Origin of the sequence: Achromobacter sp. Root170, assembly GCF_001428165.1 — a bacterium.
GTDB classification, from domain to species: Bacteria; Pseudomonadota; Gammaproteobacteria; order Burkholderiales; family Burkholderiaceae_B; genus Achromobacter; species Achromobacter mucicolens.
On sequence record NZ_LMHN01000004.1, the window covers coordinates 32,318 to 54,700 of the forward strand.

Annotated in this window: 23 protein-coding genes; 11 read left to right on the forward strand and 12 right to left on the reverse strand. The window is 66.9% G+C overall.

Annotated elements, in window-relative coordinates; genetic code table 11:
- Positions 1-57: 57 nt before the first annotated feature.
- The gene (locus ASD87_RS07855; protein ID WP_056319574.1) at positions 58-537 is read right to left on the reverse strand and encodes a YraN family protein; all 480 of its coding nucleotides are present in this window, start codon (positions 535-537) and stop codon (positions 58-60) included.
- A 64-nt stretch (positions 538-601) separates the two neighbouring features.
- Here ASD87_RS07855 and rsmI point away from each other — a divergent pair, with 64 nt between their 5' ends.
- Both rsmI and ASD87_RS07865 read left to right on the forward strand, forming a co-directional pair.
- Entirely contained in the window at positions 602-1,537 is a 936-nt protein-coding gene (rsmI, locus tag ASD87_RS07860; protein ID WP_056319577.1) for a 16S rRNA (cytidine(1402)-2'-O)-methyltransferase, read from the forward strand.
- 3 nt (positions 1,538-1,540) lie between these two features.
- The gene (locus ASD87_RS07865; RefSeq protein WP_056319578.1) at positions 1,541-2,125 is read left to right on the forward strand and encodes a methylated-DNA--[protein]-cysteine S-methyltransferase; all 585 of its coding nucleotides are present in this window, start codon (positions 1,541-1,543) and stop codon (positions 2,123-2,125) included.
- A gap of 82 nt (positions 2,126-2,207) precedes the next feature.
- Here ASD87_RS07865 and ASD87_RS07870 read toward each other — a convergent pair whose 3' ends face one another.
- Complete coding sequence (locus ASD87_RS07870; protein WP_056319581.1) at positions 2,208-3,167, reverse strand: septal ring lytic transglycosylase RlpA family protein; 960 nt, start codon at positions 3,165-3,167, stop codon at positions 2,208-2,210.
- Positions 3,164-4,036, reverse strand: coding sequence for an RNase adapter RapZ (gene rapZ / locus ASD87_RS07875; RefSeq protein ID WP_056319767.1), 873 nt, complete (start codon positions 4,034-4,036; stop codon positions 3,164-3,166). The genes ASD87_RS07870 and rapZ overlap by 4 nt, the downstream gene beginning before the upstream one ends.
- Before the next feature lie 193 nt (positions 4,037-4,229).
- Between rapZ and ASD87_RS07880 the strand changes: the two genes are divergently transcribed.
- Positions 4,230-4,988: a c-type cytochrome gene (locus ASD87_RS07880; protein WP_082586231.1), complete on the forward strand. Its 759-nt coding sequence runs from the start codon at positions 4,230-4,232 to the stop codon at positions 4,986-4,988.
- A 12-nt stretch (positions 4,989-5,000) separates the two neighbouring features.
- Positions 5,001-6,284, forward strand: a complete 1,284-nt coding sequence (locus tag ASD87_RS07885; protein ID WP_056319582.1) for a cytochrome c — start codon at positions 5,001-5,003, stop codon at positions 6,282-6,284.
- Here ASD87_RS07885 and ASD87_RS07890 read toward each other — a convergent pair.
- The 9 genes from ASD87_RS07890 to ASD87_RS07930 form a co-directional block, all read right to left on the reverse strand.
- Positions 6,281-7,714 carry a PLP-dependent aminotransferase family protein gene (locus ASD87_RS07890; protein ID WP_056319585.1) on the reverse strand — a complete coding sequence of 478 codons (1,434 nt, stop codon included), beginning with the start codon at positions 7,712-7,714 and terminating at the stop codon, positions 6,281-6,283. The genes ASD87_RS07885 and ASD87_RS07890 overlap by 4 nt on opposite strands.
- 25 nt (positions 7,715-7,739) lie before the next feature.
- Positions 7,740-8,666 carry an HPr(Ser) kinase/phosphatase gene (hprK, locus tag ASD87_RS07895; RefSeq protein ID WP_006216298.1) on the reverse strand — a complete coding sequence of 309 codons (927 nt, stop codon included), beginning with the start codon at positions 8,664-8,666 and terminating at the stop codon, positions 7,740-7,742.
- 20 nt (positions 8,667-8,686) lie between these two features.
- A complete protein-coding gene (locus tag ASD87_RS07900; protein WP_056319588.1) occupies positions 8,687-9,142 on the reverse strand; it encodes a PTS sugar transporter subunit IIA in 456 nt (151 codons plus the stop codon).
- Positions 9,143-9,480: 338 nt separating this feature from the next.
- Complete coding sequence (hpf, locus tag ASD87_RS07905) at positions 9,481-9,819, reverse strand: ribosome hibernation-promoting factor, HPF/YfiA family (protein ID WP_056319592.1); 339 nt, start codon at positions 9,817-9,819, stop codon at positions 9,481-9,483.
- A 217-nt stretch (positions 9,820-10,036) separates the two neighbouring features.
- Entirely contained in the window at positions 10,037-10,831 is a 795-nt protein-coding gene (lptB, locus tag ASD87_RS07910; RefSeq protein ID WP_056319593.1) for an LPS export ABC transporter ATP-binding protein, read from the reverse strand.
- Between the two features lie 33 nt (positions 10,832-10,864).
- The gene (gene lptA, locus ASD87_RS07915; protein WP_056319596.1) at positions 10,865-11,488 is read right to left on the reverse strand and encodes a lipopolysaccharide transport periplasmic protein LptA; all 624 of its coding nucleotides are present in this window, start codon (positions 11,486-11,488) and stop codon (positions 10,865-10,867) included.
- Complete coding sequence (gene lptC / locus ASD87_RS07920; RefSeq protein ID WP_056319599.1) at positions 11,485-12,117, reverse strand: LPS export ABC transporter periplasmic protein LptC; 633 nt, start codon at positions 12,115-12,117, stop codon at positions 11,485-11,487. Before lptC ends, lptA begins: the two co-directional genes overlap by 4 nt.
- 37 nt (positions 12,118-12,154) lie before the next feature.
- Positions 12,155-12,763, reverse strand: coding sequence for an HAD family hydrolase (locus tag ASD87_RS07925; RefSeq protein ID WP_082586232.1), 609 nt, complete (start codon positions 12,761-12,763; stop codon positions 12,155-12,157).
- Complete coding sequence (locus ASD87_RS07930; RefSeq protein ID WP_056319605.1) at positions 12,760-13,749, reverse strand: SIS domain-containing protein; 990 nt, start codon at positions 13,747-13,749, stop codon at positions 12,760-12,762. Before ASD87_RS07930 ends, ASD87_RS07925 begins: the two co-directional genes overlap by 4 nt.
- A gap of 104 nt (positions 13,750-13,853) precedes the next feature.
- Between ASD87_RS07930 and purT the strand changes: the two genes are divergently transcribed.
- The 7 genes from purT (at position 13,854) to cydC (ending at position 22,382) form a co-directional block, all read left to right on the forward strand.
- On the forward strand, positions 13,854-15,071 hold the full coding sequence (gene purT / locus ASD87_RS07935; protein ID WP_056319606.1) for a formate-dependent phosphoribosylglycinamide formyltransferase: 1,218 nt from the start codon (positions 13,854-13,856) through the stop codon (positions 15,069-15,071).
- Positions 15,072-15,385: 314 nt separating this feature from the next.
- A complete protein-coding gene (locus ASD87_RS07940; RefSeq protein WP_056319609.1) occupies positions 15,386-15,931 on the forward strand; it encodes a GbsR/MarR family transcriptional regulator in 546 nt (181 codons plus the stop codon).
- 126 nt (positions 15,932-16,057) lie between these two features.
- Positions 16,058-17,632, forward strand: coding sequence for a cytochrome ubiquinol oxidase subunit I (locus ASD87_RS07945; protein ID WP_056319612.1), 1,575 nt, complete (start codon positions 16,058-16,060; stop codon positions 17,630-17,632).
- Positions 17,633-17,646: 14 nt separating this feature from the next.
- Positions 17,647-18,801 (forward strand): cytochrome d ubiquinol oxidase subunit II, encoded by a 1,155-nt coding sequence (cydB, locus tag ASD87_RS07950; RefSeq protein ID WP_056319614.1) that lies wholly within the window; start codon positions 17,647-17,649, stop codon positions 18,799-18,801.
- Between the two features lie 16 nt (positions 18,802-18,817).
- Positions 18,818-18,943, forward strand: a complete 126-nt coding sequence (gene cydX, locus ASD87_RS07955; RefSeq protein ID WP_056319618.1) for a cytochrome bd-I oxidase subunit CydX — start codon at positions 18,818-18,820, stop codon at positions 18,941-18,943.
- A complete protein-coding gene (cydD, locus tag ASD87_RS07960) occupies positions 18,940-20,688 on the forward strand; it encodes a thiol reductant ABC exporter subunit CydD (RefSeq protein WP_056319620.1) in 1,749 nt (582 codons plus the stop codon). Before cydX ends, cydD begins: the two co-directional genes overlap by 4 nt.
- Positions 20,685-22,382, forward strand: a complete 1,698-nt coding sequence (cydC, locus tag ASD87_RS07965) for a thiol reductant ABC exporter subunit CydC (protein WP_056319623.1) — start codon at positions 20,685-20,687, stop codon at positions 22,380-22,382. Before cydD ends, cydC begins: the two co-directional genes overlap by 4 nt.
- The last annotated feature ends 1 nt before the right edge of the window (position 22,383 follow it).

Genomic DNA, 22,383 nt, shown 5'->3' on the forward strand with positions numbered 1-22,383 from the left:
CGGTTCTGTCCACGCGCAACGATCGCCCAGGGCCAGCGCCGGACTGCGCCAGCCGGATCAGGGCAGCCAGAAAGCGCCGCGCAGCCAGGCCGGCTCGCCGTCGTCGAAAACCACCGCGTCGAAACGGGCGGGCGGGGGCGCGCCTTGCCAGTGGCGGCGGGCCAGTTCGGGCAACCACAGCGCCGCCGCCCGCGCCAGCCGCGCCTGCTTTTCCCGGCCGATGCTGGCGGCGGCCCCGCCGAACCGGCGATTGGCGCGCGCCCGGACCTCCACGAAGACGAGCGTGTTGCCGTCGCGCATGGCCAGATCGATTTCACCGGCGCGGCAGGCCAGGTTGCGCGCCAGCAGCGTCAGGCCGTGCGCCAGCAGCAGGCGCAGCGCGGCCGCTTCATGATGATCGCCGCGCCGCTGCGTGGGCGAGCGGCGCGGGGGCGGACGGTCGGCCGGCGTGCGTCCGGTGCGCCGCCGGCGTTTGGCGGCGCGGCGGCGGGCGGCCAGGGCAAGTTCGCAGGCCAGGCGCAGGGTGTCGTCCGTCATGGATTCCAAAGGCAGCGGGCATAGGCGGCTACACTGACATGGTTTTCCGAGTCCGCAGGCTGCAATGAATCAAAACGTCTCACCTCCCGTTGCCGGCGATGCCTGGTCCCGCGTGTCGGAACGCGTGGCCGGCCAGCATTGGCCCACCTCGACGCTGTATGTCGTGGCCACGCCCATCGGCAATCTGGGCGACCTGGGCCTGCGTGCCTGGCACGCCCTGCAGCGGGCTGACGTGATTGCTGCCGAAGATACGCGCGCCAGCCGCACGCTGCTCGATGCCTGGGGCGTGGGCACGCCGCTCATGGCGGCGCACCGCCACAACGAGGCAGCCGCGGCGCAGGCCATCTGCGAGCGCCTGGCGCAAGGCCAGCGCGTGGCGCTGGTGTCCGACGCCGGCGCCCCCGCGGTCAGCGACCCCGGCGCGCGGGTGGTCCGGGCGGTGCGCGCCGCCGGCTATGCCGTGGTGCCGGTGCCCGGCCCCAGCGCCGTGATCGCCGCGCTGATGGGTAGCGGCGTCACCACGGACGAAAACCCCGCCTACGCCTTCGCGGGCTTTGCGCCTCCCAAGGCCGTGGCGCGCCAGCGCTGGCTGCGCCAGTGGTGCACATTGCCCGCGCCTGTCGTGATGTTCGAGTCGCCGCACCGGCTGGCGGCCACCTTTGCCGATCTGCTCGAGGTGTGCGGTCCCGACCGCGAACTGACCGTGGCGCGCGAACTGACCAAGCGTTTCGAAGAGATCGGCACCTTCCGGTTGAGCGAGGCGTCTGCCTGGCTGGCCGCGGATCCGCATCGCGAGCAGGGCGAATTCGTGCTGATCGTCCATGCCGAGCCCGAAGCGGCCGCGGACAAGGACGCGGACCCGGCCCACGACGTTCTGCTGGACGCCTTGCTGGAATCGCTGTCCGTGCGCGATGCCGCGCGTGTCGCGGCCAAGGTGACCGGCCAGCCTCGCGACGTTCTGTACAACCGCGCCCTGGCGCGCAAGAAGTCGCAGGAATAATCCATGGCGTATTCGACGCTCGTGTCCAACAAACCGGCCGACCCGAACGAGCGGCTGACCTATCGCGACATGCCGACGCCGTTGGGGGAGATGCGCCTGGTCGCCAGTCCCAAGGGGTTGCGCGGCGCCTGGTTCACCGATCAGGCGCTGCTGCCGTCGCCGGAAGGCTGGACGCTGTCCGGCAGCGACCCCTTCCTGGAGCAGGCGCGGCGCGAACTGGACGAGTGGTTCGCCGGCGAGCGGCGCGTGTTCGACGTGACGCTCGACCCCGTGGGAACGACGTTTCAGCATCAGGTCTGGCATGCGCTGTGCGCGCTGGAATTCGGCGTGCTCACCAGCTACGGCGAGCTGGCCCGCGCCGTGGACCGGCCCAAGGGCGCGCAGGCGGTGGGCGGCGCAGTGGGCCGTAACCCCATCAGCATCATCATTCCGTGCCACCGCGTGATCGGCGCGGACACGTCGCTGACGGGTTTTGGCGGCGGGTTGCCCCGCAAGCAGGCGCTGCTGGCCCACGAGGGCAATCGCTATCTCAGCCGCAGCGCGCGCGCCCGCCGGGTGTGCGACGGGCAGGCAGAGCTGTCCTGGTAGGCAAGCCCGGCGCCCGGCCGCTTATTTGGGCGCTGATTTGGCCGCAGACTTGGCCGCCGGCTTGGCCAATTACCGCGATGCGTTATTGCGACGCGATGGTCGGCAGAATGCCGATGCGGTCCGACACGAGCGGCACGGCATTGAGCGCGCTCTGGCGGTCCGGATACGGACCGATTCGCACCCGGTAAAGATTGTTGGTCTGTTCCACCGTCGCTGCAGGCGCGCCTTCGGCGCCCAGTTGCGTGTTGATGCGGCTGACCAGCGACTGCGCATTGGCGGGCTGGCTGAACGCGCCCACCTGCAGGTAGACGCTGCCGCTGGCCACGCCGGACGCTGGACGCATCGGCGCGGGGCTGGGCGCGGCAGGCGCCAGGGGCTCAGGCGTCAGCGCCACGGGCGTGGCGGCCACGGGCGCCATCACGGGCGTCGAGCCTGTGGCCGATTCCGGCTCCGGCGCGGGGGCCGCGGGCGCGCCTTGCGAGGCCAGCCGGCGGATCTCGTCGGCCTGGATCGCTTCCACGACCACCTGGCCGCTGCCCGGGCCGATGATGCCCAGCTTGTAGGCGGCCACGTATGACAGGTCCATGATGCGGTCGCTGTGGAAGGGCCCGCGGTCGTTCACCCGCACGATGATCGTCTTGCCGTTGACCAGGCTGGTCACCCGCGCATAGCTGGGAATCGGCAGCGTCGTGTGCGCGGCCGTCATGGCATACATGTCGTAGGTCTCGCCGATCGACGTGGAGTTGCCATGGAACTTCTTGCCGTACCACGACGCGATGCCGCGCTTCTTGTAGGGCTGTCCGCTGGTGTCGGGCACGTAGCGCTGACCGAATACGACATAGGGCCGGTTTGCGCCGCTGGCGTAGGGTTCCAGCTTGGGCACGGCGTCTGGAATCTGGTCCAGATTCGACGGCGGATTGGCATCCGGCCCGTCGTCCTTGTAGTAACCGCCCTTCTTGCGTCCGCCGCTGGTCGAGCAGCCTGCCACGGCGATCGCCAGCAGCAGCACGGAAATGAGATGTAGGGGGCGGGAAAGCGTCATGCGGTTTCGTCGGGCAGTTGCGTGCGGTGGCGCACCAGGAGCGGGTCGTGATCGGCAAAGCGCAGCGCCAGCTGTTCCACCACGTAGACCGAGCGGTGCTGGCCGCCGGTACAGCCGATGGCCACGGTCAGGTAGTTGCGGGTGTCCTGCGTGTACAGCGGCAGCCAGCGTTTCAGGAAGCCCGCGATGTCGTCGATCATCAGACCCACCTGCTCGTATCCCGCGAGCCACGTGGCCACGGGCTCGTCGCGGCCCGTCAGCGGGCGCAGATTGCGGTCGTAATGGGGATTGGGCAGGCAGCGCACGTCGAACACCAGGTCCGCGTCTCCGGGCACGCCGCGCTTGTACGCGAAGGATTCGAACGTCAGCACCAGCGGCGCGCGGTCTGCCTTGATCAGGTCGCGGATCCAGGCGCGAAGCTGGCCGGGCGTCAGGTCCGAGGTGTCGATGACGTGTTCCTGCTCGCGCAGCGGCGCCAGCAGTTCTCTTTCCAGGGCGATGCACTCGGTCAGCGACGGCGCGGTGCCGCCGCGCTGCAGGCGGTCGGTCAGCGGATGGCGGCGGCGAGATTCGGAATAACGCTGCACCAGCGTGGCCGTGTTGGCATCCAGGAAGACGACCCGCAGGCTGGTGCCCATGGCGCGCAACGCGGTGACCACATCGGGCAGTTCGGCAAGTTCGCCCGGCGAGCGCACGTCGATGGCGACCGCCACGCGCTCCATGCCGTCATCGCGCGCCTGGGCAATGAACTCGGTCAGGAAGCGAACGGGAAGATTGTCGACGCAGGTGTAGCTTGCGTCCTCGAGCATGCGCAGCGCGACGGATTTGCCGGAGCCGGAAATGCCGGTGACGAGGACGACTTTCAACATGGACATGATTGTGGCACGCTTTTCCAGGACGATGCCGGCGGGATAGCATCTGATATGGCCATAAACTCAGGAACTGCTTCTGTTCCCTGCTGCTTGCCCTGACGTAAGCTAGGGGCCGCACACTCCGCAGTTCCATCGCAGTTCCACTTTACGCGCCCCGCCGTCTCGATTCGGGGTTTGGAATTCGACCTAGATGTTAGCCCTCATTTCCTCTTGTAGTGTTTCACTGCTGCGGTTTTGGACGATCCCAAGGGCCTTGGCCGCGGCGGCTGTTGTGTTTATGTCCGCGCCCGCGCTGGCGCAGCAGCCCGATCCGCCGGTCTTGCAGCCCGACACCATTGCGGCGCGCGTGGCGGCCTGTACGGCCTGTCATGGCGCGCAGGGCAGGGCGGGTGCCGATGGCTACTACCCGCGGCTGGCCGGCAAGCCGCAAGACTATCTCTACCACCAGCTACTTAATTTTCGCGACGGTCGGCGGCAGTACCGGCCCATGACGCACCTGCTGGCGGGACTGCCCGACGACTACCTGCGCGAAATGGCCGCGTATTTTGCCGACCAGCATGTGCCGTATCCGGCGCCCGTGCGCGCGGACGTGTCCGCGGCCACGCTCGAGGCAGGCCGCAAGCTCGCGCGCGATGGCGACGCGGCGCGCGGCCTGCCGGCCTGTGCGTCCTGTCACGGCGCGGCGCTTTCCGGCATGCTGCCCGCGATTCCCGGCCTGCTGGGGCTGCCCCGCGATTACATCGGCGCGCAGATCGGCAGCTGGAAGAACGGCCTGCGCCGCGCCGCCGCGCCGGACTGCATGGCCGACATCTCCCACAAGCTCACGCCTGCCGACATCGGCGCACTGGCGGCCTGGCTGTCGTCGCAGCCTGTCGTCGAGCCCTACGTGCCTGATGCCGCGAATTCGGTCCGGCTGCCCGCGGAATGCGGCAGCCAGGCGCAACGCTGAACGGGGCCGCGAATGACGCTGATGAAAAGAGTTCTGGGTGTCCTGTTGCTGGTGGCCGTGGCGGCCGTCGGCGGGTTGTATTGGCTGGGCACGCGTGACGATGCCAGCACCGGGCCCACTGCCGCGGCAGCCGAGGGCGCCACGCTGATCGAACGCGGCCGCTATCTGGCGCTGGCCGGCAACTGCATGGCCTGCCACACCAGCCAGGGGGGCAAGACGTTTGCAGGCGGCACGCCCATTCCCACGCCGTTCGGCACGGTCTACGGTCCGAACATCACGCCCGATCCGGATACCGGCATCGGCGCATGGACGGCCGACGACTTCTGGCAGGCGCTGCACAACGGGAAATCAAAGGACGGCACCTTGCTGTATCCGGCGTTCCCGTACACCGAGTACACGCGGGTCAACCGCAGCGACGCCGACGCGCTCTTTGCCTATCTGCGCAGCGTGTCGCCCGTCAAGCAGGCGAACCGTCCGCCCGACATGAATTTCCCGTACGACCAACGCGCGCTGCTGGCGGCGTGGCGCGCGCTGTACTTCAAGCCTGGCGTGCAAGCGCCCGATCCCGGCCAGTCGGTCCAATGGAATCGCGGCCGGTATCTGGTCGAGGGGCTGGGGCATTGCGCGGCCTGCCATACGCCGCGCAACAGCCTGGGCGCCACGCGTACCCGCGACGCGCTGGCGGGGGGCGTGATTCCGGTGCTGGACTGGTACGCGCCGCCGCTCACCAACGACATGCAGACCGGCATGGGGCGCTGGTCCGCGCAGGACATTGCCGCGCTGCTCAAGACCGGCATTTCGGCGCATTCGACCGTCAGCGGACCCATGGCTGAAGTCGTGCTGGGCAGCACCCAGCACCTGACCGACGACGACGCCCTCGCCATCGGCACGTATTTGAAGTCGTTGCCCGCCACGCCGCCCGCGACCGATGCGCGTGCCGCCATCCCCGCGCCCGCGGCCATGGAACTGGGCGGCAAGCTGTACCGCCAGCAATGCGCGCAATGCCACCAGGCCGACGGCAAAGGCAGCGGCACGGCATGGCCCGCGCTGGCCGGCAATCCCACGGTGACCGCCCCATCGCCCGTGAACGCCATCCGCATGGTGCTCGACGGCGGCTACGCCCCGGCCACGGCCGCAAACCCGCGTCCGCACGGCATGCCGCCGTTCGGCCAGGTGCTCAACGACAACGACATCTCGATGCTGGTGACCTACATCCGCAACAGCTGGGGGAACGAAGCAGGCGCGGTGAGCGGCCTGGAGGTCAAGCGCGCGCGGGCGTCGTCGACGTTGAACTAGCGCCCGGCGGTGGCCGCGCGGCAGGCCTCGTGCGCCAGGTCGCCCAGCGTGCGGATCGCCGCTTCGGTGCTTGCGTCCCACGGGTGCCCGTAGTTCAGGCGTAGCGCGCTGCCAAATTGGCCGCTGGCAGAGAAGATAGGGCCGGGCGCCACGCTGATGCCGCGCGCCAGCGCCTGGCGGTGCAGCGACAGCGCATCCACGGCGGTGGGCAGTTCCAGCCACAGGAAGAATCCGCCCTGCGGCCGCGTCACGCGCGTGCCGGCAGGAAAGGCCTGCGCGATCGCGTCGGCCATGCGCTCCTGCTGCGCCTGCAAGGTCTGCCGCAACCGGCGCAGATGGCGGTCGTAGCCGCCTTGTTCCAGGTATTCGGCAATCGCGCCCTGCGCAGGCCCGGACGCCGACAGCGTCGATGACAGTTTCAGGCGTTGCACCTGCTGGGCGTAGCGCCCGGCGCTGGCCCAGCCAATGCGATAGCCGGGCGCAAGGCATTTCGAAAACGACGAGCAGTGCAGCACCAGCCCGCGCGTGTCGTAGGCCTTGGCGGGAACGGGCCGCGTCGCGCCGAAGTAGAGCTCGCCATAGACGTCGTCCTCGATCAGCGGAATGTCGTGCCGGGCAAGCAGTTCGACGAGCCGGCGCTTGTTGTCGTCGGGCATCAGGCAGCCCAGCGGATTCTGGAATTGCGTCATCAGCCAGCAGGCGCGCGGCGCGTGGCGCAGGATGGCCGCCTGCATCGCGTCCAGGTCGATGCCGGTGCGCGGATGCGTGGGCACTTCCAGCGCTTTCAGCCCAAGGCGTTCCAGTGCCTGCAATGCGCCGTAGAACGTCGGCGCTTCCACCATGACGGTGTCGCCCGGCTGCGTGACCGCCTGCAGACAAAGATTTAAGGCTTCGAGCGCGCCATTCGTGACGACGATGTCGGTGGCGGGCAGGTTGATGCCGCCGATCAGGTAGCGCAGCGCGATCTGCCGGCGCAGGCGCGGATTGCCGGGAGCCAGATCTTCAACGGTGTCGCGCGGGTCCTGGCGCTTCAGATGCGTGGCCATCGCCTGCGCGAGGCGCGGCAGCGGAAAGAGCAGCGGCGAGGGGAAGGCCGAGCCCAGCGGGGTGACATCGCGATTGCGCACCGAGCCCAGGATGTCGAAGATCCGTTCGCTGATCGCCAGTTCGGTCGATTCACCGTCGGGGCATGAGGCGCCGGGTTCGGGCGGCAGCGATTCGGCGGGGGCGCTGACGTAGTAGCCCGAGCGCGGCTGCGCGCGGATGAGACCGCGAGCTTCAAGCAGGTAGTAGGCCTGGAAAACCGTCGAGGGGCTGACGCCGCGCGCGGCACACGCGTCGCGCACGGAGGGCAGCTTGTCGCCGGCGCGCAGCACGCCGCTTGCGATCGACGTGGCGATCTCGTCGGCCAGGGTCTCGTAGAGGCTCACGATGCCGCAGGGCGACGACGCGGGCTCATTTGCTGCTTTGCAGGATCGCCATGGCCTGGCGTTCCATGAATTCGCCCAGCGTGTCGATGCCGCGCAATTTCAGGATGGTGTTGCGCACGGCCGCCTCGACCAGCACGGCCAGGTTGCGGCCCGCGGCCACCTGCAGCATCACCTTGCGCACGGGCAGACCCAGCATGTCCTGCGTGATGTCTTGCAGCGGCAGGCGTTCGAACTTGTCCTGCGCGGTGGCGCGCACCAGGTGCACGATGAGCTTGAGCCGCATCTTGCGGCGCACCGAGGTTTCGCCAAAGATGGTGCGGATGTCGAGCAGGCCCAGGCCGCGGACTTCCAGCAGGTTCTGCAGCAATTGCGGACAGTGGCCTTCGATCATGTTGGGCGCGGTGCGCGAGAACTCGACTGCGTCGTCGGCCACGAGGCCGTGGCCGCGCGAGATCAGTTCCAGCGCCAGTTCGCTCTTGCCCAGACCCGATTCACCCGTGATCAGCACGCCCAGTCCCAGCACGTCCAGGAACACGCCGTGCACCGTGGTGGTGGGCGCCAGCTTCTTGCCCAGATAGATGCGCAAGAGGTCGATAAGTTGCGCGGCCGCGACCGGCGTGGACAGCAGCGGTACCTGGTGCTGGTCGCATTGGTCGACGAGGTCTTGCGGCGGCGTCAGGCCATCGGCCAGCAGAATCGCAGGCACGCCGCCGATCAGCAGCTCGTCCATGTGGTGCATGCGGCGGCGCAGGTCGAACCGCGTGTAATACGCCAGCTCTTCCTGGCCAAACACCTGGATTCGAGACGGGTGGATCAGGTTCAAGTGGCCGACCAGGTCGGCGGCCGCCATGCCGTCATCGGGAATCGCGCGGTCCGCCGCGCCTTGGCCCGAGATCCAGTTAAAAGGGATTTTGTCGGCGTTGTCGTCGACGAGTTCCTGCACCGTGAGCATGGCAGCGATTCCGCGTGGGATCAGAGTTGGCCGGTCGTGAGCATTCTGTGCACGATGGCCGGGTCGGGCTCGGTGGCCAGCGCCTCGCGCAATGCCTTGTTGGACATGAGCTGGGCGAGTTCGGCCAGGATGTCCAGGTGCTGCTGCGTGGCCGTTTCAGGCACCAGCAGGCACAGCAGCATCGACACGGGTTGACCGTCGGGCGCGTCGAACGTGATGGGCTGGGCAAGGCGGATGAATGCCGCCAGCGCTTGTTCCAGACCTTTCACGCGGCCGTGCGGCACGGCCACGCCCTGGCCGAGGGCGGTTGACCCCAGACGCTCGCGGGCAAAAAGGCTGTCGAACACGAGCGCGCGTGCCAAGCCGTTGTTGTTTTCAAAAAGCAGACCGGCCTGTTCGAACGCACGTTTCTTGCTCGTGGCGAGCATATCGAGCACGACGTTGCCGGCGGGGAGGATGCGCGACAAATGATTCATCAGGGCATTATAGGGTTATATGACGCACTGCAACAATCAACCGCCCCGGACGTTTCGGACGACCGGAAGCGATCGGGGCACAAGAGCGACAGCATAGTCTGATCGCGGCGCGTTGTGGGCATTCTGGGGGTGGCGATCATCACGGCGCGGCGCACGTCCGGCAAAAGCCACGGAAAACGCCAATCGGCCGGCAGTCGCCAGCGGGATGAAACACGAGGGGGGGAGGGGACTTTGCCGATGCCCCGGCTGGACACAAGGTCTAGCGGGACACCGGGACTTAGGCAGGATCCTGGGATCCCTGTACGGCTAGTCGCTCAGGTGAGCGGTCATGAAGCGCGTTACTGCTGGGGTGGCGAGAGGGTCGCCGCTTGCCGCTTCACGGACTCTGCTGAATGACTTCTTACCTTGTCCTTGTGCTTGATGACCTGACGGTCGACTTTGTCAGCAAGAAGGTCGATGGCTGCATAGAGGTTTTCATCGGTTGCTTCACAATGAATGTCCTTGCCGCTCAGTCGCATGGTGATTTCGGCTCTATGCCGCAGGGGCTCTACTGAGAGCATGACCTGGGTATCGATGACGTGATCGAAATGCCGCAGCACTCGCGCCAGTTTGTTCATGACATATTCCCGGATGGCCGGGGTGACGTCGAGGTGACGACCGCAGATGCTCAGGTTCATAGTGTGCTCTCCTTCTAAAAGAGGAAAAAGGTGCGCAAAAGGCGCGGTGAAGTCGTTAGGCGTTCTCCTTCAATAAGCAGGTTCGTTTAGTACTAGTGTATAGACTCGGGCCGATAAAACAAGCTGACCTACCGCAAGTTCATGGCAATTTTATGGCTGAGCCCCTAGGGCGTATGGCCCTTCTTTCCCAGGCGTTACGGTGTCTTTCAGCATGGGGTTACATCCGGAAGTGTTCGCCCAGGTACACGCGGCGAACGGCGGGGTCGCCCACGATTTCCTCGGGGTGGCCGTCGGTCAGCACCTTGCCTTCGCTGATGATGTAGGCGCGGTCGCAGATGCCCAGGGTTTCGCGCACGTTATGGTCGGTGATCAGCACGCCGATGCCGCGGCCCTTCAGGAAGCGCACGATGCGCTGGATCTCGATGACCGCGATGGGGTCCACGCCGGCAAACGGTTCGTCCAGCAGGATGAAGCGCGGGCTGGTCGCCAGCGCGCGCGCAATTTCCACGCGGCGGCGTTCGCCGCCCGACAGCGAAATCGCGGCATTGCTGCGGATGTGGCCGATCTGCAGTTCTTCGAGCAGCGACTCCATCTGCTCGTTGATCTTGGGCGTCGTCAACGGACGGCCGTCCGGACCCACCTGCAATTCCAGCACGGCGCGGATGTTCTGTTCGACCGTCAGGCGGCGGAACACGGAAGCGTCCTGCGGCAGGTACGACAGGCCCATGCGCGCGCGCTTGTGGATGGGCATTGCCGTGATGACGGCGCCGTCGATTTCGATGCGGCCCGCATCCGCGGGCACCAGGCCGACGATCATGTAGAAGCTGGTGGTCTTGCCGGCGCCGTTGGGGCCCAGCAGGCCCACGACTTCGCCGCTTACCACGGACAGGGACACATCCTGCACCACGGTGCGGCCGTTGTAGGTCTTGCGCAGTCCGGTTGCGCGCAGGCTGCCCTGCTTGACGCCCGAAGGGGCAGAGGTCACGGGGGTCGGCACTGAAGGTTGGTTCATCGTGGCTGCGATTGGTGTTGCATGGGAGGCGCTTCAGCGCCCTTTCTTGGCTGCCTGCTGCTTGCGGCATTCGGCGACAGCGGCGTCCAGCTTGGCGCGCGGTTCGGCCAAGGAACGCACGCGTCCGCCAGCCGCGGCGGAATTCGGGCCGCCTTGCGCTTCGTACGTGCCGGACTTCTCGTTGTAGCGTACCCGTTCGCCGCGAATGGTATCGAACGGTTTCCCACAGACGTAGCGGGTCACGATGGCCTGGCCGATCAGGTCGAACGTGCTGTTGGTGCCGTCGTATTCGGCGCGCAGGCCCTTGCCTTCGATGAGTTCGAAGTTCTCGGGGCGTTCCTGGCGGATGGTGACGACCTTGCCCTTGTTGGCGGTGGCCGTGCCGTATTGGTTGCCCTGCGCGTCCTCGTTCATCTGCAGCGTGTCGGACGTCAGCGTCATCAGGCCGCGCGTCATGTTGACGTTGCCGGTGAACACGCTTTGTTTCTTCACGTCGTCGTAGTGCAGCGTGTCCGACAGGATCAGCGTGCTGGGCTCTTCAGCCGGGGTTGCCGCCTTCGGGTCCGCGGCATGGGCCGGCGCAAACGCGCAAGCCGTCAACAGCACGGCGCCCATCAGGCGGGTCGTCGGGGCGAAGAGGGTCCGAAGGTCGGTCATGGTTTTTTCTGGTTAGAGTTGTTGGCAGGAATTTCGGTGCGGCGCTGCTGCCTGCCTTCCGAACCGGCAATTTCCACGTCGGTCGACGCCGACACCTGCAATTGGCGAGTCTTGTTGTTGTAGTGCATGCCCGTGCCCTGCATGCGCGAGCGGCCCTTCAGGACCGTGGCGGGCAGGTCGGTGAAGACCACGTCGTCATCGGGCAGGATGATGAGTTGCTGGCTGCGCACGTCCAGCATGTCGTTTTCGGCATCGGGCTGGCGCAGCACGTGGGCGTCGCCCTGCATGACGATCCGCTTGCCGCCCTGTTCCATCACGGCCGTCTTGGAAACCGCGACCGTGATCGGATTGGTCTCGCGCTGGCCCACCGCGCGCGGCGCGGTGACGTGATACGAATCGTCGTCGGGAAAGTGCTCCATGTAGTCGCCTTCCAGGCGATTGATGGGCTTGCCCGTGGGATCGGTGCGCAGCATCACGAATTCGCGCGACCATGCGTCCATTTCGTGGGTGACGCGGCGTGGCGGGTCCACCTGGATGGCGCGCTGCGCGTAATCGGCCGCCCACCACGAGCTGGTAACCAGCACCAGCAGCAGGAACAGCGCGATCAGTGAGGGAAAACGTTCTTTCATCGGGTGCGCCGCGAGGGCGTATTCGTTAACGGGGCGATCACTGGATGGCTCCGGGGCCGAGCAGGCCCGGCGATGCCAGGAACGCGCCCAGGCGGCCTTGCGAGGCCAAGAGGAGGTCGCAGCATTCGCGTACGGCCCCGCTTCCGCCGGGCAGGGTGGAAACCCAGTGGGCCGCCTGGCTGACGTAGCCGGGAGCGTTGGGCACGCTGGCCGCAAAGCCGGCGCGCTGCAAGGCCGGCAGGTCGATGATGTCATCGCCCATGTAGCCGGTTTGATTGAGTTGGACACCGCAGCGCTGCGCAAGTTCGGTCAAGGCGCTGCCCTTGTCGCGCACGCCCTGGATGACTTCGGCGATGCCCAGTTCCGCGGCGCGGCGGGCGACGATGGGGCCGGAACGTCCGGTGATCAGCGCCACTTTCAGGCCGCCTTCCATCAGCAGCCGCAGCCCGTGGCCGTCCAGCGCGTGGAAGCGCTTTTGCAGTTCGCCGCCTTCGCCGTAATAGAGGCTGCCGTCGGTCAGCACGCCGTCCACGTCGAAAACCATCAGGCGCACGGCCGCGGCGCGTTCGCGCACGATGGCGGGGATACGGGCAAGCACCAGCGCTTCGGCCGGGTGATTCACGGGAGCAGAAAGGTTCATAGTCATACCACTTTAGCGGCCATCAGATCGTGCATGTGCAATGCGCCGACCAGCGCGCCGTCATTGTCCAACACCAGCATGTGATTGAGCCGTTGTTCGTCCATCTGCCGGGCGGCCTCGACCGCCAGCGCCTCGGGATTGATGCTGCGCGGCGAGCGCGTCATGCCTGCCTCGACGGTCAGGCTGCGGATATCGCCGTGCCGCGCGATGAGACGGCGCAGGTCGCCGTCGGTGAAGATGCCCAGCGGGCGGTGCTGCGCGTCGGTGACGACCGTCATGCCCATGCCCTTGGCCGACATGACCTCCAGCGCCTGCGATACCGGGGTGCCCGCCATGACGATGGGCAGGGCGTCTCCCTGGCGCATGACGTCGCGCACGTGGGTGAGCAGGCGGCGGCCCAGCGCGCCGCCCGGGTGCGAGCGGGCAAAGTCCTGCGGCCCGAAACCGCGGGCCTCCAGGCAGGCGACGGCTAGGGCGTCGCCCAGCGCCAGGGCGGCGGTCGTGCTGGCGGTGGGCGCCAGGTTCATCGGGCAGGCTTCCTGAGCCACGCTGGCATCCAGGTGAATGTCGGCCTGCCGGGCCAGTTCGGATTGCGGGTTGCCTGTGATGGCAACCAGCCCCGCGCCCATGCGGCGCACGACCGGCAGGATCGTCAGCAATTCCGAGCCTGAGCCGGAATAGGAGATCGCGATGAGGACGTCGTCGCGGGTGATCATGCCCAGATCGCCGTGGACGGCCTCGGCCGCATGCACGAAAAAGGCGGGCGTGCCGGTGGAAGCCAGCGTCGCGGCGATCTTGCGGGCGATGTGTCCCGTTTTTCCGATGCCGCTGACGACCACCCGTCCGCGGCAGGCGAGCAGCAGGTCAACGACACGCGTGAAGCTGTCGTCCAGCCGGGCGGACAGGTCTTGCAGCCCTTGGCTTTCAATCTGAAGCGTTCTGCGCGCAGATGCCAGCGCGGTGCCGGACGAAGAGGTGGGATGGTCGTTCATGGGGCGGATTTTAATCGCAGTACGCTAGTTTGCCCCGCGCAGGGGCGTATGGCATGCTGGCGAGTCTTTCAACGGCTTTCAAACTTTCCTTCCAGGCCCGCTCCATGTCCAGCATTTCCAGTCCCGTCCTTGGCACGCCACTGTCCCCCTTGGCCACCCGCGTCATGCTGCTGGGTTCCGGTGAACTGGGCAAAGAGGTCATCATCGCCCTGCAGCGCCTGGGCGTCGAAGTCATTGCGGTGGATCGGTATGCCGACGCCCCGGGCCATCAGGTGGCGCACCGGGCGCATGTGGTGTCGATGACCGACCCGCAGGCCTTGCGGCAGGTCATCGAAGCGGAGCAACCGGACGTTATTGTCCCCGAAATCGAGGCCATTGCCACCAGCTTGCTGGTGGAACTGGAAGCGGCCGGCGTGGCGCGGGTCACCCCGACGGCCCGCGCGGCACAGCTCACCATGAATCGCGAAGGCATCCGGCGCCTCGCGGCCGAGACCCTCGGGCTGCCGACCTCGCCCTACCGTTTTGTCGACACCGAGGACGAGCTGCGCCAGGCCATCGACGGCGGCATCGGCTATCCCTGCGTCATCAAGCCGGTCATGTCCTCGTCGGGCAAGGGCCAGTCGGTCATCAAGAGCGCCGACGACGTGGCCTCCGCGTGGCGCTACGCCCAGGAAGGGGGACGGGTCGGGGGCGGCCGCGCCATCGTCGAGGGGTTCATCCGCTTCGACTACGAAATCACGCTTCTGACCGTACGGGCCCGCGGCGCCGACGGCCAGGTCGAGACCCGCTACTGCGAACCCATCGGCCACAAGCAGGTGGATGGCGACTACGTCGAAAGCTGGCAACCGCATCCCATGTCGCCGGCGGCGCTCCAGCGTGCGCGCGACATCGCGCTGGCCGTCACGTCCGAGCTGGGCGGACTGGGCATTTTCGGCGTCGAGCTCTTCGTGGCGGGCGACCAGGTCTGGTTCTCCGAGGTCAGCCCGCGTCCTCACGACACCGGCATGGTCACCATGATTACCCAGGTGCAGAACGAGTTCGAATTGCACGCGCGCGCGCTGCTGGGGCTGCCGGTCGACCCCAGCCTGCGCCAGCCGGGCGCCAGCAGCGTCATCTATGGCGGTGTGGAAGCCCGGGCGGTGACGTTCCATGGCGTGGCCGAGGCGCTTGCCGAGCCCGGCACGGACATTCGCCTCTTCGGCAAGCCCGAATCCTTCGTCAAGCGCCGCATGGGCGTGGGCCTGGCCGTGGCGGAAGACGTTGCTGCCGCCCGCGCCAAGGCCAAGCGCGTGTCGGCCGCCGTGACCGTCAAGGCCGGCTGATCGTCCACGCTGGCCTGTCCCCGGACCGGGTAGCGCCCGCCGTTACCCCGCTTTTTCCCTCCCATCAACGCCACCCGCCAACCGGCCGGTGGCGTTTTTGCTGGGCGCTATTCCCCGATTTGTGTTGTATGGCTGTCACGTTCGGCGGCTAATTTGGCCTGCCCGCGCCCTGAATGGCGCCCGGTTGCGCCTTCGCCCCTGAGCGCAGTGTGGTTTGCGCTTTCTCATCGTTTGTTCGATAATTTCAGAAATTTCTGAAATCGAAGTAACTGCATGTGTCGTGCAGCCCTTCGCTGTGTTACTGGCTGATCCTCATGGCGCTTTCCCCCCAGATCGAACGATTTGTCCTGCACTTTGGTGAAATGGGCAGCCGTTGGGGCGTGAACCGCACCGTCGGCCAGATCTACGCGCTGCTGTTTCTCGCGCCGCAGCCGCTGAACGCCGACGATATCGCCGAGGCCCTGGGCTTTTCGCGCTCGAACGTCAGCCTCGGGCTGAAAGAGCTGCAGTCCTGGCGCCTGGTCAAGCTGATGCATCAGGTGGGTGACCGCCGCGACTACTTCGAGACCCCCAAGGACGTCTGGGAAATCTTCCGCATCCTCATGGAAGAGAAGCGCAAGCGCGAAGTCGACCCCACCCTCACGCTCCTGCGCGACACGCTGCTGGAGTCGCCGTCCGGCCCCGACGAGGCTTACGCGCAACAACGAATGACCGAGATGCTGGAGCTCATCGAACTATCCACGGGGTGGTTCGATGAGGTTCAACGGCTGCCGCCCGAAACTTTGCAAAGCCTCATGAAACTTGGTTCCAAGGTTCAGAAGGTGTTGGGATTCGCCGGCAAATTGCGGGGCAAGGGCTGACCCATCACGCCCCGATTTTTCAGGAAACCTCTATGAAGTTGTATGCAACGCCCCTAACATGGCGCGGTAGACGGCCTGGGAACCATGCCGGTTGCCGCAGCGCGTCGACGCCTTGGGAGCAGCCTCATGATTGATCTCGATGTCGTGAATCTCTCGCGGTTCCAATTCGCCGCGACTGCGCTCTACCATTTCATCTTTGTGCCGCTCACGCTTGGCCTGTCGTTCATCCTGGCCATCATGGAAAGCGTGTACGTCATGACCGGACGCGCCATCTGGAAGAAGATGACGATGTTCTGGGGCACGCTGTTCGGCATCAACTTCGCGCTGGGCGTGGCCACGGGCGTGGTGATGGAGTTCCAGTTCGGCATGAACTGGTCCTACTACAGCCACTACGTGGGCGACGTCTTCGGCGCGCCGCTGGCCCTTGAAGGGCTGATGGCGTTCTTCCTGGAAGCCACCTTCGTCGGCCTGTTCTTCTTCGGCTGGAACCGCATGTCCAAGGTCAGCCACCTGGCCGTGACCTGGCTGGTGGCCTTCGGCACGAACTTCTCGGCGCTGTGGATCCTGATCGCCAACGGCTGGATGCAGAACCCTGTCGGCGCGGTCTTCAATCCGGACACGATGCGCATGGAAATGACCGACTTCGCCGCGGTCATCTTCAACCCGGTCGCGCAAGCCAAGTTCGTGCATACCGTCAGCGCCGGTTACGTGGCGGGCGCCATGTTCGTCATGTCGATCAGTGCGTGGTATCTGCTGCGCGGCCGTCATATCGACCTTGCCAAGCGCTCGATGGCGGTAGCTGCCAGCTTCGGCCTGGCCGGCGCACTGTCGGTGGTCGTGCTGGGCGATGAAAGCGGCTATCTGACCACCGAACACCAGAAGATGAAGATCGCGGCCATGGAATCCATGTGGCACACCGAGCCCGCACCCGCGTCCTTCAACCTGATCGCCATCCCGAACCAGGCCGAGCGCCGCAACGACTTCGCGATCGAGATTCCCTATGTCATGGGCATCATCGGCACGCGTTCGCTGACCACGCCGCTGCTGGGCATCAATGACCTGATCCTGCGCGCCGAGAATCGCATCCGCGACGGTATCGTGGCCTACGAGGCCCTGCAGAAGATCCGCGCGAACCCGAAGGATGTGGATGCGCGCATGGTGTTCGACAGGACCTGGCCGGACCTGGGCTACGCGCTCCTCGTCAAGCGCCATCAGCCCGACATCAGCAAGGTCACCGAAGCGGACATCAAGCAAGCCGCGATCGATACCGTGCCGACCGTGGCGCCGCTTTTCTGGGCGTTCCGCATCATGGTCGCGGTGGGCATGTACCTCATACTGTTCTTCGGCGTGGCGTTCTGGCTTGCCTCGCGCGGCCGCCTGGACAAGCGTCCGGCGCTGCTCAAGGTGGCGTTGTGGAGCCTGCCGCTGCCGTGGGTCGCCATCGAAAGCGGCTGGTTCGTCGCCGAATACGGCCGCCAACCCTGGGTGATCGAAGGCGTGCTGCCCACGTACTACGCGGCGTCGGGTCTGACCATGACCGACCTCGTCATCAGCCTGTCGATCTTCCTGGTGCTGTACACGATCCTGCTCATCATCGGCGTGAAGGTCATGCTGCATGCCATCAAGGCCGGACCGAAATCCGACGGGCCGGCGCCGGGTGATGCCGCCGCCGATCCCGTCCACGCCGCCGTGCGCGCCTGAGGGGAGAAACGCAAATGGATACCCTAATTCCTTTTGATTACGGCACGCTGCGCGTGGTGTGGTGGGTGCTGCTGGGCGCCTTGCTCATCGGCTTTGCCGTCATGGACGGCTTTGACCTGGGCGTGGCGGCGCTGTTGCCGGTGGTCGCCAAGACCGACGCCGAGCGGCGCATCGTCATCAACGTGGTGGGGCCGGTCTGGGAAGGCAATCAGGTCTGGCTAATCACCGCGGGCGGCGCCATCTTTGCCGCGTGGCCCTTGCTCTATGCCGCCTCGTTCTCGGGCTTTTACCTGGCGATGATGCTGGTCCTGCTGGCGCTGATCCTGCGGCCGGTGGGCTTCAAGTACCGCAGCAAGATGGAAGGCACGCGCTGGCGCAATCGCTGGGACGCCGTGCTGTGCTTCTCGGGTGTGGTGGCGTCGCTGGTGTTCGGCGTGGCGATGGGCAACATCGTGCTGGGCGTGCCGTTCACGTTCGATGCCGTGACGCTGCGCCCGATCTACGAAGGGCACTTCTTCCAGCTGTTCATGCCGTTCGCCCTGCTTGCAGGCGTGCTGAGCGTGATGATGCTGGCCATGCATGGCGCGGTGCTGCTGGCGTGGCGCACGGATGATCCCGTGTCCTCGCGCGCTCGCAACTGGGGCCGTCTGTGCGCGGTGCTGACGGCAGTGCTGTTCGTGGCCGGCGGCTTCTGGGTCGCGGGCGGCGTGCCGGGTCATGCAATCACCAGCGCGGTCGATATGTCCGCGCCGTCCGATCCGATGCTAAAGACCGTGTCGGTGCAGACCGGCGCCTGGATGGCCAACTACGCGAAGTGGCCGTGGATGTGGATCGCGCCCGCGCTGGGCGTGGCCGGCGCGGTGCTGGCGGCGCTGCTGCTGACCGTGCGCGCCAACATGCTGGCATTCCTGTCGTCCTCGGCGTCGATCGCCGGCGTGATCCTGACGGTGGGCTTCTCGCTCTTTCCGTTCATCATGCCGTCCTCGACCAATCCGAAGGCCGGCCTGACCATCTGGGACGGCTCGTCCAGCCACCTGACGCTGTGGATCATGGTGATTGCCGTGGCCATCTTCCTGCCGATCGTGACCGTCTACACCGGCTGGGTGTACCGCGTCATGCGCGGCAAGGTCACCCATGATTCGGTGGGCGACACGCCCAACTCGTACTGATAAAGGAGCCTCGTCCATGTGGTATTTCTCGTGGATTCTCGGCCTTGGCCTGGCGTGCGCATTCGCCATTCTCAATGCGATGTGGTTCGAGCTGCGCGAAGGTCAGACCCATGACCCGCGCGCCAGCCGCGACGTCGAGTGAGCGGCGGCGCAAGCAGCCTCGAGCACGACCCGTCGGCGTCCCTGCAGAAGCCGCCGCGCGAACAGTCGCGGTGGCTGATGGGACTGGCCAGAACGGCGCGGTATCCGCTGATCGTGGCGGGCGCCGCGCCGCTGGTCAGCGGCGCATTGCTCGTCGTGCAGGCCTGGCTTCTTGCCAGCGTGCTGGACTCGGCGATCGTTGGCGGCGTGCCGCGGCATGAACTGCTGGGCGGCATCGCCGGTATTGCGGGGCTGATGCTGCTGCGCGCGTGCATCGCCTGGGCGGGCGAGCGCGCCGGCGCGGATGCCTCCGAGCGCATCAAGCGCCACGTTCGCCAGTCGCTGTTCCTGCGGCTGGTGCAAAAAGGCCCTTACTGGAGCCGCGGCAAAACGTCGGGTGAACTGGCGAGCGCGGTGGTCGACCAGGTCGAGGCGCTGGATGGATTCTTTGCGAAGTATCTGCCCGCGATGGCCGCGGCCGCGATGCTGCCGGTGGCATTCGCGGTGGTGCTGCTGCCCGTCGACGTGATTGCGGGTTTGGTGTTGCTGATCACGGCGCCGCTGATTCCGCTCTTCATGGCGCTGGTGGGGTGGGGCGCGCAAGGCGCCAGCCGCCGCCACCTGCGTGCGTTCGCCCGGCTGTCGGGGTTTTTCGCGGACCGGTTGCGCGGGCTGTCCACGCTGAAGCTGTATGGGCGCGCGCAGGCCGAGGCCCAGTCCGTCGTGGCCGCCAGCGATGCGCTGCGCCAGCGGACGATGTCGGTGCTGCGCATCGCGTTTCTGTCCTCGGCCGTACTGGAATTTTTTGCCGCGTTGGGCGTGGCGGGCATTGCGGTCTACATCGGCCTGACTTACCTGGGATTTCTGGACATGCGCTGGTCGCCGCTGACGCTGCAGGCCGGGCTGTTCTGCCTGTTGATGGCGCCCGAGGTCTACGCGCCGCTGCGCCAGTTTGCCGCCCACTATCACGATCGCGCGACGGCGCTGGCCGCCGTCACGCAAATTGCCGTCCTGTTCGATGGCCTGCCGCAAGCCGAGGCCGAAGCAGCGCCCGATTTGGGCGGCAAGCTCGCGCATGCCGGCAAGGGCGCCGCGGTTGCCATTGATGGCTTGCGGGTCGAGGCGCCGGGCCGCGGCCACGCAGTGCTGGCCGATGCGGCGCTTGTGCTCGCGCCCGGCGAGCACATGGCGCTGATGGGCGCGAGCGGTATCGGCAAGTCCACCCTGATCGAGGCCATGGCGCGCCTGCGGCCCGCCGACGGCGATATTCGCATCGATGGCCTGCCGCTGGCGCAATGGGACGAGACCGCCTTGCGCCAGCGTGTGGCGCTGATCGGCCAGCGGCCGCAATTGCTGGCCGGATCGATCGCCGACAACATCCGGCTGGGCCGGCCCGGCGCCACGGATGCGCAGGTCGAGGATGCCGCGCGCCGCGCTTGCGTGCTGGAATTCGCGCAGGACCTGCCGCAAGGATTGGATACCGTGCTGGGCAGCCGCGGCCACGGCTTGTCCGGCGGGCAGGCGCAGCGCGTGGCGCTGGCCCGCCTGTTCCTGCGCGATCCGGGGCTTATCCTGCTGGACGAACCCACCGCCCACCTGGACGACGCGACGCAGGCCCGCGTGCTGGATGAGATTCTGCAATTTGCCGCTGGCCGCACCTTGGTGCTGGCGACGCACGCGCCCGCTGTGGCCGCACGCTTGCCGCGCGTGGCGCGCATCGCCGCCGGCGGCGTGGAAGACGCATGAAGAATCTGCTGTTGCTCCTGCCGCTATACGCACGCCGCAAAGGCGGGCTTTTGCTCGCATTGTTCTGTGCGCTGGCGACCGTGGCCGCCGGCGTGGGACTGCTGGGCGTGTCGGGCTGGTTCCTGACGGGCGCGTTCCTGGCCGGCGCCGGCAGCGTCTTCAACCTGTTTGCGCCGTCCGCGCTGGTGCGGGGACTGTCCTTCCTGCGGATCGTGTCGCGCTATGCCGACCGGGTGGTCGGTCATGCCGCCACGCTGCGCTTGTTGGCGGATCTGCGCGCCTTGGTGTTTTCGGCGCTGATCCGGCTGACGCCGCGCCAGCTTGCGCGTTATCGCAGCGGCGATCTGGTCGCCCGCATGACGAACGACGTCGATGCGCTGGATACGGTCTTTCTGTTTGTGCTGGCGCCGCTGGCCACCGCCATCGTTGCCGGCGCGGTGCTGACCGCTGTGCTGGGGCAATGGGTCCCCGCGGCGGCGCTGGTCTTTGCGCTGGCGCTGTTGACGGCGTGCGTGATCGTGCCCCTGTGGCTGCTGCGTGCGGCGCGCAAGCCAGGCGCGGCCGCGCAGGAAAGCGCGGCGGGGCTACGCGCCGCCACGCTGGATGCGGTTGACGGCCACGCCGACATGGTGGCCCTGAATGCCCAGGCCGAGACGCTGGCGCATTTCGAGCGTCTGTGCCAAGCCAGCGCCCAGGCGCGCCGCAGCCAGGCGCGGGTGGCGGTGCGCGGGCAATGGTTCCTGCAGGTGGCCGCGGGCGTGGCGGTGATGGCGCTGTTGTGGTTTGGGCTTGCCGCGCATGAGGCGGGGCGGATCGAAGCCCCCGTCCTGGCGGGCTTGCTGCTGGCCGTCATCGGCATTTTCGAGGTCGCCGGTCCGATCATGCGGGGCGCATCGCGGATGGGATCCGCGATGTCGGCCGCCGCGCGCATCCGCGAGGTCACGCAATGCGAACCCGACATGCAGGATCCGGCGGTGCCGCGCCCCTTGCCCCACAGCGGCGCGCTGGAACTGGATGGTGTCGGCTTCGCCTATCCGGCCCGCGCCGCCGGCGATAGCGTGCGGGTGCTGAAAGACATCAACCTGCGAATCGAACCGGGCGAACGCGTGGCCATCTTGGGCCCAAGCGGCGCGGGGAAATCCACGCTGCTGCATCTGATCCTAAGGCTTGAAGATCCGCAGGCAGGGCAGGTCCGCTTCGGCGGATGCGATGCGCGCGAATGTGCGCAGGCCGACTGGCACCGGCGGATCGTCCTGCTTTCGCAGGATTCGCCCCTGTTTCTGGGCACGCTGCGCACGAACCTGTTGATCGGCAATCCCGACGCCGACGATGGCGCGCTGTGGCAGGCGCTGGATGCAGCAAGACTCGGTGATTTCGTGCGCGGTCTGCCCGATGGCCTGGACACCTGGGCTGGCGAAACCGGCTCGCAGCTGTCGGCCGGGCAAGCGCGGCGCCTGTGCCTGGCCCGGGCGTTGCTGGCGCCCGCCGCGGTCATCGTGCTGGACGAGCCGACCGCGGGATTGGATGGCGCGGCCGAAGCGGCATTCTTTGCGGACCTGGAACACGCGGTGCGCGGACGCACCGTGGTGCTGGCCACGCACGCGGCCCTGCCCGAGGGCGCGGTGCACCGTTGCCATGTGTTGCGCAACGGTCGACTGCATGACATGTCATCGCATGCGGCAATCCTGGCTTAAG

What these genes read in the sequence shown, in the direction of transcription:
- ASD87_RS07855 (WP_056319574.1), bottom strand. Translation starts at nt 537, where the DNA reads ATGACGGACGACACCCTGCGCCTGGCCTGCGAACTTGCCCTGGCCGCC.
- rsmI (WP_056319577.1), top strand. Translation starts at nt 602, where the DNA reads ATGAATCAAAACGTCTCACCTCCCGTTGCCGGCGATGCCTGGTCCCGC.
- ASD87_RS07865 (WP_056319578.1), top strand. Translation starts at nt 1,541, where the DNA reads ATGGCGTATTCGACGCTCGTGTCCAACAAACCGGCCGACCCGAACGAG.
- ASD87_RS07870 (WP_056319581.1), bottom strand. Translation starts at nt 3,167, where the DNA reads ATGACGCTTTCCCGCCCCCTACATCTCATTTCCGTGCTGCTGCTGGCG.
- rapZ (WP_056319767.1), bottom strand. Translation starts at nt 4,036, where the DNA reads ATGTTGAAAGTCGTCCTCGTCACCGGCATTTCCGGCTCCGGCAAATCC.
- ASD87_RS07880 (WP_082586231.1), top strand. Translation starts at nt 4,230, where the DNA reads ATGTTAGCCCTCATTTCCTCTTGTAGTGTTTCACTGCTGCGGTTTTGG.
- ASD87_RS07885 (WP_056319582.1), top strand. Translation starts at nt 5,001, where the DNA reads ATGACGCTGATGAAAAGAGTTCTGGGTGTCCTGTTGCTGGTGGCCGTG.
- hprK (WP_006216298.1), bottom strand. Translation starts at nt 8,666, where the DNA reads ATGCTCACGGTGCAGGAACTCGTCGACGACAACGCCGACAAAATCCCT.
- ASD87_RS07900 (WP_056319588.1), bottom strand. Translation starts at nt 9,142, where the DNA reads ATGAATCATTTGTCGCGCATCCTCCCCGCCGGCAACGTCGTGCTCGAT.
- hpf (WP_056319592.1), bottom strand. Translation starts at nt 9,819, where the DNA reads ATGAACCTGAGCATCTGCGGTCGTCACCTCGACGTCACCCCGGCCATC.
- lptB (WP_056319593.1), bottom strand. Translation starts at nt 10,831, where the DNA reads ATGAACCAACCTTCAGTGCCGACCCCCGTGACCTCTGCCCCTTCGGGC.
- lptA (WP_056319596.1), bottom strand. Translation starts at nt 11,488, where the DNA reads ATGACCGACCTTCGGACCCTCTTCGCCCCGACGACCCGCCTGATGGGC.
- lptC (WP_056319599.1), bottom strand. Translation starts at nt 12,117, where the DNA reads ATGAAAGAACGTTTTCCCTCACTGATCGCGCTGTTCCTGCTGCTGGTG.
- ASD87_RS07925 (WP_082586232.1), bottom strand. Translation starts at nt 12,763, where the DNA reads ATGACTATGAACCTTTCTGCTCCCGTGAATCACCCGGCCGAAGCGCTG.
- ASD87_RS07930 (WP_056319605.1), bottom strand. Translation starts at nt 13,749, where the DNA reads ATGAACGACCATCCCACCTCTTCGTCCGGCACCGCGCTGGCATCTGCG.
- purT (WP_056319606.1), top strand. Translation starts at nt 13,854, where the DNA reads ATGTCCAGCATTTCCAGTCCCGTCCTTGGCACGCCACTGTCCCCCTTG.
- ASD87_RS07940 (WP_056319609.1), top strand. Translation starts at nt 15,386, where the DNA reads ATGGCGCTTTCCCCCCAGATCGAACGATTTGTCCTGCACTTTGGTGAA.
- ASD87_RS07945 (WP_056319612.1), top strand. Translation starts at nt 16,058, where the DNA reads ATGATTGATCTCGATGTCGTGAATCTCTCGCGGTTCCAATTCGCCGCG.
- cydB (WP_056319614.1), top strand. Translation starts at nt 17,647, where the DNA reads ATGGATACCCTAATTCCTTTTGATTACGGCACGCTGCGCGTGGTGTGG.
- cydX (WP_056319618.1), top strand. Translation starts at nt 18,818, where the DNA reads ATGTGGTATTTCTCGTGGATTCTCGGCCTTGGCCTGGCGTGCGCATTC.
- cydC (WP_056319623.1), top strand. Translation starts at nt 20,685, where the DNA reads ATGAAGAATCTGCTGTTGCTCCTGCCGCTATACGCACGCCGCAAAGGC.